Source organism: Pseudotabrizicola sp. (genome assembly GCF_030656345.1).
Lineage (GTDB): Bacteria > Pseudomonadota > Alphaproteobacteria > Rhodobacterales > Rhodobacteraceae > Pseudotabrizicola.
This window is the reverse complement of the sequence record NZ_JAUSNR010000056.1, coordinates 97109-109790: the sequence shown is the minus strand read 5'-3', so window position 1 is coordinate 109790 and position 12682 is coordinate 97109. Positions and strand designations below refer to the sequence as shown.

Genomic DNA, 12682 nt, shown 5'->3' with positions numbered 1-12682 from the left:
ATGATCGGCATTCTGGGCTTTGTCGCGGTGTTCGGGGCCGGGCGCTGGCTGGGCTGGCCCGGGCGGTGGGTCTGGCTGATGGCCTGGGGTTGGCTGTTGGTGCTGTTGCTGGCGCACGCGCCTTATATGCCGGCGCAGTTGGGGGATTTTGTCGGCGGTGAGTTTCGCGGCTGGTTTGTGCTGGGCGTGCTTGTGGGGGTGGCTTTGGCCTACCGCGCAGCGCTGCGCCGGGTGCGCGGGCGGGTGCCCGAGCCTGCGACTGGGGCCGGGGTGGCAAAGCCGGTGACGTTTTCGCCGGTAGAGCTGGACCGCTATGCCCGCCACATCATGCTGCGCGAGATCGGCGGGCCGGGGCAGAAACGGCTCAAGGCCGCGCGGGTGCTGGTGGTGGGGGCGGGTGGTCTTGGCAGCCCGGCCCTGATGTATCTGGCGGCCAGCGGCGTGGGGGTGATCGGGGTGATTGACGGCGATGGGGTAGAGGGGTCGAACCTGCAACGCCAGATCATCCATACCGACGCGCGGATCGGGATGCCCAAGGTGTTCTCGGCAGAGCTGGCGATGAAGGCGCTGAACCCTTTCATTCAGGTACGCCCCTATCACCGGCGGCTGGATGAGGCTTTGGCGGCGGAACTGGTGGCCGATTACGATCTGGTGCTGGACGGCACCGACAATTTCGACACCCGCTATCTGGTGAACCGGGTCTGCGCTGCGGCTGCCAAGCCGCTGATTGCAGCGGCGATCACCCAATGGGAAGGCCAGATCAGCCTGTATGACCCGGCGCGCGGCGGGCCGTGTTTCGAATGCGTCTTCCCGGTGCGGCCTGCGCCGGGCATGGTGCCCACCTGCGCCGAGGCCGGGGTGGCCGCGCCCCTGCCCGGCGTGATCGGCGCGATGATGGCGATGGAGGCGGTGAAACACCTGACCGGCGCGGGCGCGGGCTTGCGCGGGCGGCTGCTGATCCACGACGCGCTTTATGCTGAAACGCGGGTGATCGGGGTGAAACGGCGTGACGGGTGCGCGGCGTGTGGCGGGTCAAGTACCGGAACGGACCACCCGGAATGATTGGCTATGTCACCGTGGGTGCTGACGACATTGCGCGGGCGCGGCGGTTCTACGCGGCGTTCCTGCCTGCTCTTGGCTATCGGCTGGAGGAAGATCATGGCGACCTGAGCTTCATGTTGCCAAGGCCTGAGGGTCAGTACGCGGGGCTGCCGGATTTCTATGTCAAATCGCCGTTCGACGGGGCCCCGGCCTCGGCCGGCAACGGCACGATGATCGCATTCGAGGCGCGCAGCCAGCAACAGGTCCGCGCCCTGCACGCGGCGGCGCTTGCCGCAGGCGGTTCTGACGAAGGCCAACCGGGGTTTCGTGCCGCTTATGGGCCGCAATTTTATGTTGGCTATCTGCGCGACCCGCAGGGCAACAAGATTGCCCTCTTCTCTGGCAACCCGGAAGAGCCGGGGCGCGACGGATAATGCGGGTTTTGCGGGCAGGTGGCCCGGTGATGCAGCCTGTGGCGGGTTTGCCGCGCGCGAAGCACCGCGCTGCCCTTGCCGCCATGCGCGCGGCATTCCATAGTCTGTGCCACATTGCGCCCCCGGTCGGGGCGATTCAACCGGGAGCCTGACCCATGAAGCTGACCCTTGCCGCGCTTGCGCTTGCCCTGTCCACCCCCTCTGCCATGGCGCAGGCCCTGCCCGATCTGGGCGGGCGCGAGGTGGTGGTGGTGACCGAAAACGCCTATCCGCCGCTGCAGTTTCTCGACGCCTCGGGTGCTGCGGTCGGCTGGGAATATGACGCGATGGCAGAACTGGCAAAGCGGCTGAACTTCACCGTGACCTATCAGACCATCAGCTGGGATGCGATGATCCCGGCAGTGTCGGAAGGGCAGTTCGATCTGGGCATGACCGGCATTACCATCCGCGATGACCGCAAGGAAATGGTGGACTTCTCGGACAGCTATATGACCAGCCAGATGGTGATGCTGGTGCGCGGCGATGAGACGCGGTTCAGCGATGCTGCCGGTTTCGCGGCGGATGCAGACCTTTTGATGGCAGCGCAGCCCGGTACAACGCCGTTCTTCGTCGGCGTCTATGAAGTGCTGGACGGCGACGAGGCCAACCCGCGCATCAAGCTGTTTGAAACCTTCGGGGCCACGGTCGCGGCCCTGCGGGCCGGCGATGTCGATCTGGTGCTGACCGATGGCACGGCAGGGGCGGGCTATGTCGAGGCATCGAACGGCGGGTTGAAGATCGTGGGCGACAAGTTGGGGACCGAGGATTTCGGCTTCATCTTCCCCAAAGGGTCAGATCTGGTGGAGCCGGTCAACGCAGGGCTCGCGGCGCTGCAGGCCGATGGCACGTTGGATGCGCTGAACACCAGGTGGTTTCTTGACTACAAGATGGGCCAGTAAGGCCAAAGGCCCCGGCCCGCGCGCCGCCGCCCGGCGATGACCCCACAGACACAGCCCGACAAAGACTTCCCCTGGTGGCTGGTGATCCTTGCTGTCACCGGGGCGGTGCTGTTCTGGCAGGTGCTGGTAAGCCCGGTCTACGGTGCGGTGCTGAACACGCTGGCGCGCGGGATCACGGTGACGGTCATCGTGGCGGTGGTGGCCTATCTGGGGGCCTGCGGTATCGGGCTGGGTCTGGCGGTGATGGGGCTGTCGCGCTTCATTGTGCTGCGGCAGGCGGCGCGGCTTTATATCGAGGTCATGCGCGGTGTGCCGATCATCGTGCTGCTCTTGTATGTCGCCTTTGTGCTGGCTCCGATGTTGGTGCTGGCGGTGAATGCGGTGACTGAACCGCTTGGCATTGCCCCATGGCGCACCCGTGATTTCCCGCTGATCGCGCGCGCGGTAATCGCGCTGATGCTGGCCTATTCCGCCTTTCTGGCCGAGATCTTCCGCGCCGGGCTGCAAGCGGTTCCGATGGGCCAGATCGAGGCGGCGCAGGCGCTGGGGCTGACGGGTTGGCAGCGGTTCCGCCACATCGTGTTCCCGCAGGCGTTCCGGATGATATTGCCGCCTTTGGGCAATGACTTTGTGGCGATGGTCAAGGACAGCTCGCTGGTGTCGGTGCTGGGCGTGACGGACGTGGCGCAACTTGCCAAGGTTACGGCGGCGGGAAATTTCCGGTATTTCGAGACCTACAATGTGGCGGCGCTGATCTATCTGACGATGACCATCGGGCTGAGCCTGATCCTGCGCCGGATCGAGGCGCGGCTGCGGGCGCGGTCCGCGCGGTAGGCGGGGCGCAGGCGGCTTTGAGTATTTGGAAAAGGTGCAAATCCTGAAAACACATCCGGGCTTGCACCTTTCTTAAATACTCCCGCCGGAGGCATAAAACCGGTGTGGCGCGGGCGCGGCATCACACCTTGCGCGGCACCAGGCCGGCGAGCGCCCGGCTGACGGTGCCCGAGGTCGAGGGGCGTTCAACCGCGACAAAGGGCATAGGGCGGCACAGGTCGATGGCGGCGAGGCCGACGCGGGCGGTCAGCGCGCCGTTGACCACGCCTTCGCCAAACCGGCGTGAGACCTTGGCGAGCACACCGCCGCCCGCGACCGAACCGATCAGGTCATCGGTCAGCGCCAGTGCACCCGCCGCCAGCAACGACGCAAACACCCGGCGCAAGAGGCCCCATGACCCCAGCGCGCCCGATCTGCCGCCATAGATCTCAGCGATCCGTCGGATCATCCGCAGGTTGGCGACCAACGCTGTGGCCACATCGGCGAGCGCCAGTGGCACAAGCGCCGTGACCATGGCCACCTGCCGCGCTGCCGCCTCCACCTCCCCTCGCGCCCGGGCGTCGAGCGGGGGCAGGAGTTCGGCCTCGGCCAGTGACAACAGGGCGTCGGCATCCAGTACTTCGGCCTCGCGCTCGGCAAAGCGGGCGCGGCCCCAGGCGGTGTCGGGGCGGGCGGCATAGAGGCTGACGAGCGAAGCCACGGTGCGGCGGGCGGCTCTCAGGTCGGCGGTCTGGCGGGCGGTGGCGGCATCGCGGCGCAGGTGATCGAGCCGCATCAGCCGCATGTAGGCCGACCATTCCCGGCCCGCGAGCAGCGCCGCTGCCAGCAGCGCGCCGACCAGCAGCACCCCCGCGACCCAGCCCAGCAGCGGATTGCGGGCAAACAGCCCGGTCACGAAATCATAGGCCGCGACCGACAGCGCGAAGGTGAAAAACGCGGTGAAGGCCCAGAGCGCGAAACGCGCCAGTTTGGACCTTGGCGCGCGGATGCGGGCAGCCAGTTGCATCGCCTGCCCCTGCGGCAGGTCATCTGGCACCGGGTCGGCGGAGGACGGGTCCAGCTCATCCTCCAGTTCAAGGATCAGCGGCTTACGGGGCGGCGGGGGCAGGTCGGTCACAGCCGGTCTCCGATCAGGAATTGGGCGGCGCGGTCCAGCCTTATGTGCGGCGGCCCCATGCCGGGGGCCAGGGTCATGCGCGCCGGGGCAAAGCCCATCAGCGAGAAATCGGCGTCCAGCCAGCGGTCTGCCCCTTCGCGCGCGGGGGCGAGGATGCGGGCCGGATCGGTGGGCAGGTCGCCCGCATACATCGCCGCCTGCTTGCCGGTAGAGGCCAGCCGCCCGCGCACAAGGTCCAGCGCCGCACCATCGCGCTGCACAGAGTCTTCCACGGTGGCGCGCAGGGATGCCAGCGACAGGGCCATGGTACGGGCACCGGAGAAATCGGCACGGCGCCGCGCGTCGGCCAGCAGCGCCTCGGTAATCGCGGTCAGGGCGGGGTGCTGGTGGTGGTGCAGGTGATCGGCCTTGGTGGCGGCGAACAGGATCTTTTCCACCCGCTTGCCGCCCAGAATCCGGGTGAGCCAGCCATTCGCGCCGGGGCGGAAGGCGGTCAGGATCTCGGCCATTGTGCGGCGCAGGTCTTCGACCGCGCGCGGCCCCGCGTGGATGGCCCCCAGCACATCCATCAAGACCACCTGCCGGTCGATGCGCGAGAAATGGTCGCGGAAAAACGGCTTGACCACCTTGGCCTTATACGCCTCATACCGCCGCTCCATCTCGCGCCACAGGCTGCCGCGCGGGGTGCTTGCGGGCAGGGGCAGGGGCGCGAAGGTCAGCACGGGGGAACCTGCAAGCTCCCCCGGCAGCAGGAACCGCCCCGGCGTCAGGTCAGACCAGCCCTTGCCGCGGGCGGCGTGCAGATAAGCGGTGAAGGTGGCGGCCAAACCTTGGGCGCGGGGTTCGTCCAGCACCAGCGACCCGTCCTCGGCGCGGGCCTGCGCCATGAAGGCGGCGGCCTCTGGCCGTTTGGCAATGCGTTCCAGCGTCTCGCTGGCCCAGCGGGCGTAGTCCTTGTCCAAAAGCGACAGGTCTAGCAGCCACTCGCCGGGGTAATCCACGATATCAAGGTGAAGCCGTGTGTTGCCGGTCAGGCCCAGAAAGCCTGACGGCCGTAGCCGGAACGACAGGCGCAGTTCCGACACCGCCCGGGTGGATTGCGGCCAGCGCGGGTCACTTCCCATCAATGCGGTCAGGTGGGACTCGAAGTCAAAGCGCGGAAGGGTCAGGTCGGGCTGCGGTTGCAGCAGCACGGTTTCGATCCGGCCCTGACTTTGGGCCACCAGTTGCGGCATCCGCCCCCGGTCCAGCAGGTTGGCGACCAGCGCGGTGATGAACACGGTCTTGCCCGCGCCCGACAGGCCGGTGACGCCCAGCCGCAGGGTGGGTTCAAAGATATCGGTCACAGACCGCGCAACGCCGTCAAGGCTGCGGGTGATGCCGTCGGTCAGGGTGGACAGAACCAATTGCGGGTTTCCTTGTGCTGGCCCCAACATAGGCACGCCCGCCCGTGCTGGGTAGGGGGAAAGCCCTGTGACAGGCCCGCGCCCCCCATGGGCTTGCACCTTTTGAAAATACTCCCGCGCGGAGCGCTCCCGCAGCCGGCCTCCGGCACAGGGCTTGCAGGACAGGCGAAATCCGTTATGCAGCGCAAATGCCCCGCTTTGCGCTGAAAATCGACTATGACGGTGGCCCGTTTCAGGGCTGGCAACGGCAGGCTGCGCATCAGCCTTCGGTGCAGGCGGCGGTCGAGGCGGCGCTGTCGCGGCTGCAACCGGGGCCGCATACGATTGCGGCGGCCGGGCGCACCGATGCCGGGGTGCATGGCACCGGGCAGGTGGCGACGGTGGATCTGGTGCGCGACTGGGACCCGTACCGGCTGTCCGAGGCGCTGAACTGGCATCTGAAGCCCGCGCCGGTGGCGATTATCGCGGCGGCGCGCGTGCCGGATGATTTTCACGCAAGGTTTTCGGCCACCGAGCGGCGCTATCTGTTCCGGCTGGTGGCGCGGCGCGCGCCGGTCACGCATGACCGTGGCCGGGTCTGGCAGGTACTGAACCCGCTGGACGCAGACGCGATGCGGGCGGGGGCGGCGCATCTGACCGGACATCACGACTTCACCACCTTCCGCTCGACGTTTTGTCAGGCGAAATCGCCGATGAAGACGCTGGATGAAGTTTCCATTTATGAACACCCCTATGCGGGGGGTGTCGAATATCGTTTTGTCCTGCGGGCGCGCAGCTTTCTGCACAATCAGGTGCGCTCCATCGTCGGCACGCTGGAGCGGGTGGGGGCGGGGGGTTGGACCCCTGATGATGTGAAGGCGGCGCTGGAGGCGCGGGACCGGGCGGCTTGCGGGCCGGTCTGCCCGCCGCAGGGGCTGTATCTGACCGGCGTTGGCTATCGGGTCGATCCCTTTGCTTGAAACTGCTGCGTGACGGGTTAGGGTCTGCACCCAAGCTGGGAGGCAGATATGACAAAACCAAAGCTGTTTATCGCGCGCAAGCTGCGCGCTGTGGTCGAAGCGCGGGCGGCACGGGATTATGAGGTGATCCTGAACCCCGAAGACCGGCTGTTTGACCGCGAAGAGCTGATCGCGACCTGCCGCGCGGTCGATGCCGTGCTGCCCTGCCATTCCGAACGGTTCAGCGCCGATGTGATCGCCGAGCTGGGGCCAAGGCTGAAGATCATCGCCAACCATTCGGTGGGCACCGATCATGTTGATCTGGCGGCGGCGAAGGCGGCGGGGATTGTGGTGACCAATACGCCCGATGTGCTGTCGGATGCCACGGCCGAGATTGCCATGTTGTGCATGCTGGGCGCCGCCCGGCGCGGGGCCGAGGGCGATGCGATGATCCGGGCCGGTAAATGGGATTTCTGGTCGCCCGCCTTCATGGTGGGGCGGCAGGTGACCGGCAAACGCTTTGGCGTTCTGGGCATGGGGCGGGTGGGGCAGGTGACAGCAGACCGGGCGCGCGGCTTCGGGATGGAGGTGCATTACCACAACCGCCGCCGCCTGCCGGAGCATCTGGAAAAGGGTGCGGTGTTTCATGACACGCTGGAGGGGTTGCTGGCGGTGTCGGATGTGCTGAGCCTGCATTGCCCGTCCACCCCGCAGAATGCGGGCATCATCAACGCCGCCACGCTGGCGCAATTGCCCGATCGGGCGATTCTGGTGAACACCGCCCGCGGCGGGCTGGTGGACGAGGCGGCGCTGGTCGAGGCGCTGCGCGGGGGGCGGTTGTTCGCGGCGGGGTTGGATGTGTTTCAGACCGAACCGGGCGGCAATCCGGCGCTTGCGGCTTTGCCGAATGTTTTCCTGCTGCCCCATATCGGATCGGCCACCGAAGAAACCCGCGATGCGATGGGATTCCGGGCATTGGACAATCTGGATGCGTTTTTTGCTGGCGCGGAGCCCGGCGACCGGGTGGCCTGAGGCAAGGCGCATACCGAACACTGGGTATAGTGGTAAATTAAACTGACCAGTGCTTGCTTTTCGGTGCCCTCACGTTAAACTTCAATCTGATAACAGGCTGCCAAGGGCGGCCATAATCGTCTGGGAGGACACCACATGACTGATACCCGCACTACCGGGCTTTCCCGTCGTTCGTTCCTGCGCAAGGGTGCAGTGGGCGGATCTGCTGCTGCGGCGGCCTCAGTGCTGGCGGCCCCGGCCGTTCTGGCGCAGGCCCCGATTGTGATGAAGATGCAGACCTCGTGGCCGGCGTCTGACATCTGGATGGATTTCGCGCGTGAATACGTCACGCGGGTTGAGGAAATGTCGGGTGGCCGTCTGAAGATCGACCTGCTGCCTGCCGGTGCGATTGTCGGCGCGTTTCAGGTCATGGACGCCGTGCATGACGGCGTGATCGACGCCACCCACACCGTGCCGGTGTACTGGTACGGCAAGCACAAGGCCGCATCGTTCTTCGGCACCGGGCCGGTGTTCGGCGGTTCGGCTTCGACCATGCTGGGCTGGTTCTATCAGGGCGGCGGGGCCGAGTTCTACCGTGAGCTGACGCAGGATGTGCTGGGGCTGAACGTTGTTGGCTACATGGGGATGCCGATGCCTGCGCAGCCGTTCGGCTGGTTCAAGGGTGAGGTGAACACGGTCGCCGACATTCAGGGCTTCAAATACCGGACCGTCGGTCTGGCGGCTGACCTTTTGCAAGCCATGGGCATGTCGGTGGCGCAGCTTCCGGGCGGCGAGATTGTGCCCGCGATGGAGCGTGGCGTGATCGACGCATTCGAATTCAACAACCCGTCGTCCGACCGCCGTTTCGGCGCGCAGGATGTCGCCAAGAACTACTATCTGTCGTCCTATCACCAGGCGTCCGAGGCGTTTGAATTCACCTTCAACAAGGATTTCCTTGAAGATCTGGACCCCGATCTGCAAGCGATTCTGAAATACGGCGTCGAGGCTTCGGCCACGTCGAACCTTGCACTGGCCATGCGCGAATACTCCAAGGATCTGGCCGAGTTGCAGGCCGACAACGGCGTGATCGTTCACCGTACCTCGAAAGAGATCCTCGAAGCGCAGCTGGGGGCCTGGGACACGTTGATCACCGATCTGGAAGGCGACGCCTTCAACAAGAAGGTGATGGACAGCCAGCGTGAGTGGGTTGAGAAGGTCGCCTATTACGAGCTGATGAACGCGCCGGATCTGGGGCTGGCTTACGAGCATTACTTCCCCGGCAAGCTGAAGCTGTAATCTGATCCGGGGGCGCGTGATTGCGCCCCCGTTTCCTCTGTGCCGTGATCCTTGCTTCGGGCCGATCCGCCCGCATGACCGCATGAACGGAGTTTCCCCTATGCTCGGGTATATTCGATTTGCCGACCAGCTGTCTGCCTGGTTTGGCAAGACCTTTGGTTGGCTGGTCATCCTGATGACCTTTGGCATGGCCTATGAGGTGCTGGTGCGCTACGCGTTCAACCGCCCGACGCCCTGGGCGCTGGACCTCAGTTTTATCATGTACGGCACGATGTTCATGATGGGCGGGGCCTATACGCTGTCACGCGGGGGGCATGTGCGGGGCGATTTCCTGTACCGCACATGGAGACCGCAGACACAGGCGCTGGTCGATCTGGTGCTATATGTCCTGTTCTTCTTTCCCGGCATTCTGGCGCTGGTGTTCACGGGCTGGAAGTACTCCAGCCGGTCCTGGGGCTATGCCGAAGTGTCGGTCAACAGCCCGGCCGGCATTCCGATCTATCAGTTCAAGTCGGTGATCGTTGCGGCCGGTATCCTGCTGCTGATTCAGGGTCTGGCGCAGGTGTTCCGCTGCATCATCTGCATGCGCAGCGGGGTCTGGCTGCAGGCCGATGAAGATGTCGAGGAAACCGAACAACTGCTGATCAAGCAGGCCGCCGAGGCGGCTGCCGACGCTGCCGCCAAGGCCCAAAGGTAATCGGCCCAACCGCCGCCCCATCCCGGAGTTCGCAAACGTGACCGACCCGCAAATCGCCCTTATGATGCTGGGCATCTTTATTGCCTTCGTCTTCCTGGGCTTCCCGATTGCCTTTACGCTGATGGCGCTTGGCATTGCCTTTGGCTATTACGCCTACTTCGACCCCAGCCGGATGTGGCGCGGCTACAACCGGCTGACCGAGGATGCCAGCTGGTGGGACAGCACCAGTCTGTGGATCGAGGGGTTTTACAACAACCGGATCTTCGATTTGTTCGTAAACCAGACCTATACGGTAATCTCGAACGAGGTGCTGACCGCGATTCCGCTGTTCCTGTTCATGGGCTACATCGTTGAACGCGCCAACATCGTCGACAAGCTGTTCGGCACGCTGGCGATTGCCACCCGCAACATTCCCGGGTCGATGGGCGTGGCGGCGCTGCTGACCTGCGCGCTGTTTGCCACCGCCACAGGCATTGTCGGCGCGGTGGTCACGCTGATGGGTCTGCTGGCGCTGCCGCAGATGCTGAAAGCGCGCTATGACCATTCCTTTGCCACTGGCATCATCTGTGCGGGCGGCACGCTGGGCATTCTGATTCCGCCGTCGATCATGCTGATCGTCTATGCCGCGTCTTCGGGTGTGTCGATTGTGCGGCTGTATGCGGGGGCCCTGCTGCCCGGCTTTACGCTGGTGGGGCTGTATCTGCTCTATATCATCGGGCGGTCGATCCTGAACCCGAAGCTTGCGCCTAAGCCGACACGCGAAGAAATGCCCGAAGTGCCCTGGAGCAAGCTGATCCTCATGCTGATGACCAGTTTCTTCCCGCTGGCCTTTCTGATCTTTGCGGTGCTGGGCTCGATCCTGTTCGGTCTGGCCACCCCGACCGAGGCTGCGTCCATCGGCGCGCTTGGTGGAATGGTGCTGGCGGTTGCCTACCGCGCCATGACCTTCCAGCGGTTGCGCGAAAGCGTGTATCTGACGGTCCGGACGACGGCGATGGTGTGCTGGCTGTTTGTCGGGTCCTATACATTCTCGGCAGTGTTCAGCTATCTGGGCGGTGAGCATGTGATCGCCGAGTTTGTGCAAAGCTTCGATCTGACGCCAATTCAATTCCTGATCATGGCGCAGATCATCATTTTCCTGCTGGGCTGGCCGCTGGAATGGTCGGAAATCATCATCATCTTCGTGCCGATCTTCCTGCCGCTGCTGCCGCTGTTCGGCATTGATCCGTTGTTCTTTGGCGTGCTGGTGGCGCTGAACCTGCAGACGTCATTCCTCACGCCGCCCATGGCGATGAGTGCGTATTATCTGAAGGGGATTGCCCCGCCGCAGATCAAGCTGACCGAGATTTTCAAAGGCGTGCTGCCGTATTGCGGTATGGTGATCATCTGTATGGTGCTGCTCTATACCTTCCCGCAAATCGTGTTCACCCTGCCGGAGGCGTTTTATGGCCCGGGACGATAAACGCAGCGATCTGACGGGTTTGGGCGCGCTGGTGCTGCGCGACCGGCTGGCAAACGGGGCCTTACGTGCGGTCGAGGTGGTGGAAGCCTACCTTGCCCGCATCGCCGAGGTCGAGCCGCAGGTGCAGGCCTGGGCGTGGCTGGATGGTGACCATGCGCTGGAACAGGCGCGCAGCTTAGATGCGCGCCGGGTGGCGGGGCGGCCCATCGGCCCGCTGCACGGTGTGCCGGTGGCGTTGAAGGACATCATCGACACCAAGGGCATTCCGACGGCAAACGGTCTGACGGTGGATGCAGGCCGGGTGCCAGCGGAAGATGCGTGGATCGTCGCGCGCCTGCGGGCGGCGGGGGCGATCATCCTTGGCAAGACGGTGACGACCGAAGGGGCCTATATGCACCCCGGCAAGACCCGGAACCCGCACAACGCCGGCCATACGCCGGGGGGGTCTTCGCAAGGGTCAGCGGCGGCGGTGGCGGCGGGCATGGTGCCGCTGGCCATCGGCACCCAGACCGGCGGATCGGTGATCCGGCCTGCGGCCTATTGCGGGGTGGTGGGGGTGAAGCCCAGCTTTGGCCTGATCCCGCGCACCGGCATTCTGCCGCAATCGCCGTTTCTGGATACGGTGGGAGTGTTTGCCCGGTCGGTCGAGGATGCCGCCCTGCTGATAGAGGTGCTGACCGGGCATGACCCGGCAGACAGCGCCACCGAAGCCGTGCCGGTGCCCCGGATGCTGGATGTGACACTGGCCAAGGTGCCGGTCACGCCGATGTTTGCCTTTCTGCGCCCGCCAGGCTGGGAAGACGCCGACCCGCAGATGCGGGCGGCGGTTGAGGAAGTGGCGGCCCTGCTGGGCGAGCAATGCTTTGAGGCTGACCTGCCGGGGTTGGGCGAGGTGGCGGCGATCCGCCAGCGGATCAACTTTGCCGAAATGGCCAAGTGCTATTACGGGATCGAACGGCGCGGGCGCGATCAGATGTCGGATGTGCTGAAGGCCGCGATGGACGAGGGCAAGGCGGTTCTGGCGCGCGATTATCTAGCCGCGCTGGACTGGCGCGCGCTGTTGAACGGCGCGCTGCACCCGGTGTTTGAGCGTTGCGATGCGATCCTGTGCCCGGCAGCGCCGGGCCCGGCACCTGAGGGGCTGGAGTATACCGGCTCGGCGATTTTCAACGGGTTGTGGACGCTGGCCGGGGTTCCTGCAGTGACATTGCCGCTGTTCTGGTCTGACAGTGGCTTGCCGATGGGGTTGCAACTGGTGGGGCGGCGGGGCGATGATGCGCGTTTGCTGCGCACGGCACGCTGGCTGATGGCGCATGTGGACACGCAGGCTGAGGGAGGCGAAAGCCGATGAACAATGTGATGGCGATTTTCGCGTTTGCGGTCTTGCTCGGGTTTCTGGGCATCCTGCTGTGGCATGTGCCGCGTCTGGACCTGATCGGCGTGGTCAGCGTGACTGTGGCACTGGCGGGCTGGGATCTGATCAGCAACCTGCGGCGCAAGGGCTGACA

13 protein-coding genes are annotated in these 12682 nt (G+C 65.1%); 11 read left to right on the top strand and 2 right to left on the bottom strand.

Features of this window, described 5'->3' with window-relative positions; all coding sequences use genetic code 11:
* The 4 genes from Q7J44_RS23065 to Q7J44_RS23050 all read left to right on the top strand — a co-directional run bounded on the left by Q7J44_RS23065 (nucleotide 1) and on the right by Q7J44_RS23050 (nucleotide 3247).
* Nucleotides 1-1062 carry a molybdopterin-synthase adenylyltransferase MoeB gene (locus Q7J44_RS23065; RefSeq protein ID WP_304883421.1) on the top strand — a complete coding sequence of 354 codons (1062 nt, stop codon included), beginning with the start codon at nucleotides 1-3 and terminating at the stop codon, nucleotides 1060-1062.
* Nucleotides 1059-1475 (top strand): VOC family protein, encoded by a 417-nt coding sequence (locus tag Q7J44_RS23060; protein WP_304883420.1) that lies wholly within the window; start codon nucleotides 1059-1061, stop codon nucleotides 1473-1475. The genes Q7J44_RS23065 and Q7J44_RS23060 overlap by 4 nt, the downstream gene beginning before the upstream one ends.
* Nucleotides 1476-1630: 155 nt before the next feature.
* Nucleotides 1631-2413 carry a transporter substrate-binding domain-containing protein gene (locus tag Q7J44_RS23055; protein WP_304883419.1) on the top strand — a complete coding sequence of 261 codons (783 nt, stop codon included), beginning with the start codon at nucleotides 1631-1633 and terminating at the stop codon, nucleotides 2411-2413.
* Nucleotides 2414-2449: 36 nt separating this feature from the next.
* Nucleotides 2450-3247 (top strand): amino acid ABC transporter permease, encoded by a 798-nt coding sequence (locus Q7J44_RS23050; RefSeq protein WP_304883418.1) that lies wholly within the window; start codon nucleotides 2450-2452, stop codon nucleotides 3245-3247.
* 121 nt (nucleotides 3248-3368) lie between these two features.
* On the opposite strand, the gene Q7J44_RS23045 is transcribed toward Q7J44_RS23050, so the two are convergent.
* Together Q7J44_RS23045 and Q7J44_RS23040 are read right to left on the bottom strand one after the other, a co-directional pair.
* Entirely contained in the window at nucleotides 3369-4364 is a 996-nt protein-coding gene (locus tag Q7J44_RS23045; RefSeq protein ID WP_370693068.1) for a YcjF family protein, read from the bottom strand.
* Nucleotides 4361-5770 carry a YcjX family protein gene (locus tag Q7J44_RS23040; RefSeq protein ID WP_304883417.1) on the bottom strand — a complete coding sequence of 470 codons (1410 nt, stop codon included), beginning with the start codon at nucleotides 5768-5770 and terminating at the stop codon, nucleotides 4361-4363. The genes Q7J44_RS23045 and Q7J44_RS23040 overlap by 4 nt, the downstream gene beginning before the upstream one ends.
* A 188-nt stretch (nucleotides 5771-5958) precedes the next feature.
* On the opposite strand from Q7J44_RS23040, the gene truA reads away from it, so the two are divergent.
* The 7 genes from truA to Q7J44_RS23005 all read left to right on the top strand — a co-directional run bounded on the left by truA (nucleotide 5959) and on the right by Q7J44_RS23005 (nucleotide 12680).
* Complete coding sequence (gene truA, locus Q7J44_RS23035) at nucleotides 5959-6729, top strand: tRNA pseudouridine(38-40) synthase TruA (protein ID WP_304883416.1); 771 nt, start codon at nucleotides 5959-5961, stop codon at nucleotides 6727-6729.
* 48 nt (nucleotides 6730-6777) lie between these two features.
* Nucleotides 6778-7740 carry a D-glycerate dehydrogenase gene (locus Q7J44_RS23030; protein ID WP_304883415.1) on the top strand — a complete coding sequence of 321 codons (963 nt, stop codon included), beginning with the start codon at nucleotides 6778-6780 and terminating at the stop codon, nucleotides 7738-7740.
* Between the two features lie 135 nt (nucleotides 7741-7875).
* Nucleotides 7876-9015, top strand: a complete 1140-nt coding sequence (locus Q7J44_RS23025) for a TRAP transporter substrate-binding protein (RefSeq protein WP_304883414.1) — start codon at nucleotides 7876-7878, stop codon at nucleotides 9013-9015.
* Between the two features lie 100 nt (nucleotides 9016-9115).
* Nucleotides 9116-9712 carry a TRAP transporter small permease subunit gene (locus tag Q7J44_RS23020; protein WP_304883413.1) on the top strand — a complete coding sequence of 199 codons (597 nt, stop codon included), beginning with the start codon at nucleotides 9116-9118 and terminating at the stop codon, nucleotides 9710-9712.
* A gap of 37 nt (nucleotides 9713-9749) precedes the next feature.
* On the top strand, nucleotides 9750-11174 hold the full coding sequence (locus Q7J44_RS23015) for a TRAP transporter large permease subunit (RefSeq protein WP_304883412.1): 1425 nt from the start codon (nucleotides 9750-9752) through the stop codon (nucleotides 11172-11174).
* Nucleotides 11158-12525 carry an amidase gene (locus tag Q7J44_RS23010; RefSeq protein ID WP_304883411.1) on the top strand — a complete coding sequence of 456 codons (1368 nt, stop codon included), beginning with the start codon at nucleotides 11158-11160 and terminating at the stop codon, nucleotides 12523-12525. Before Q7J44_RS23015 ends, Q7J44_RS23010 begins: the two co-directional genes overlap by 17 nt.
* Nucleotides 12522-12680, top strand: a complete 159-nt coding sequence (locus tag Q7J44_RS23005; protein ID WP_304883410.1) for a hypothetical protein — start codon at nucleotides 12522-12524, stop codon at nucleotides 12678-12680. Before Q7J44_RS23010 ends, Q7J44_RS23005 begins: the two co-directional genes overlap by 4 nt.
* The last annotated feature ends 2 nt before the right edge of the window (nucleotides 12681-12682 follow it).

Bases quoted from the DNA above. Each gene is read 5' to 3' on its own strand.
- Q7J44_RS23050 (WP_304883418.1), top strand. From the start codon at position 2,450: ATGACCCCACAGACACAGCCCGACAAAGACTTCCCCTGGTGGCTGGTG.
- Q7J44_RS23030 (WP_304883415.1), top strand. From the start codon at position 6,778: ATGACAAAACCAAAGCTGTTTATCGCGCGCAAGCTGCGCGCTGTGGTC.
- Q7J44_RS23010 (WP_304883411.1), top strand. From the start codon at position 11,158: ATGGCCCGGGACGATAAACGCAGCGATCTGACGGGTTTGGGCGCGCTG.
- Q7J44_RS23055 (WP_304883419.1), top strand. From the start codon at position 1,631: ATGAAGCTGACCCTTGCCGCGCTTGCGCTTGCCCTGTCCACCCCCTCT.
- Q7J44_RS23060 (WP_304883420.1), top strand. From the start codon at position 1,059: ATGATTGGCTATGTCACCGTGGGTGCTGACGACATTGCGCGGGCGCGG.
- Q7J44_RS23065 (WP_304883421.1), top strand. From the start codon at position 1: ATGATCGGCATTCTGGGCTTTGTCGCGGTGTTCGGGGCCGGGCGCTGG.
- Q7J44_RS23025 (WP_304883414.1), top strand. From the start codon at position 7,876: ATGACTGATACCCGCACTACCGGGCTTTCCCGTCGTTCGTTCCTGCGC.
- truA (WP_304883416.1), top strand. From the start codon at position 5,959: ATGCCCCGCTTTGCGCTGAAAATCGACTATGACGGTGGCCCGTTTCAG.
- Q7J44_RS23005 (WP_304883410.1), top strand. From the start codon at position 12,522: ATGAACAATGTGATGGCGATTTTCGCGTTTGCGGTCTTGCTCGGGTTT.
- Q7J44_RS23020 (WP_304883413.1), top strand. From the start codon at position 9,116: ATGCTCGGGTATATTCGATTTGCCGACCAGCTGTCTGCCTGGTTTGGC.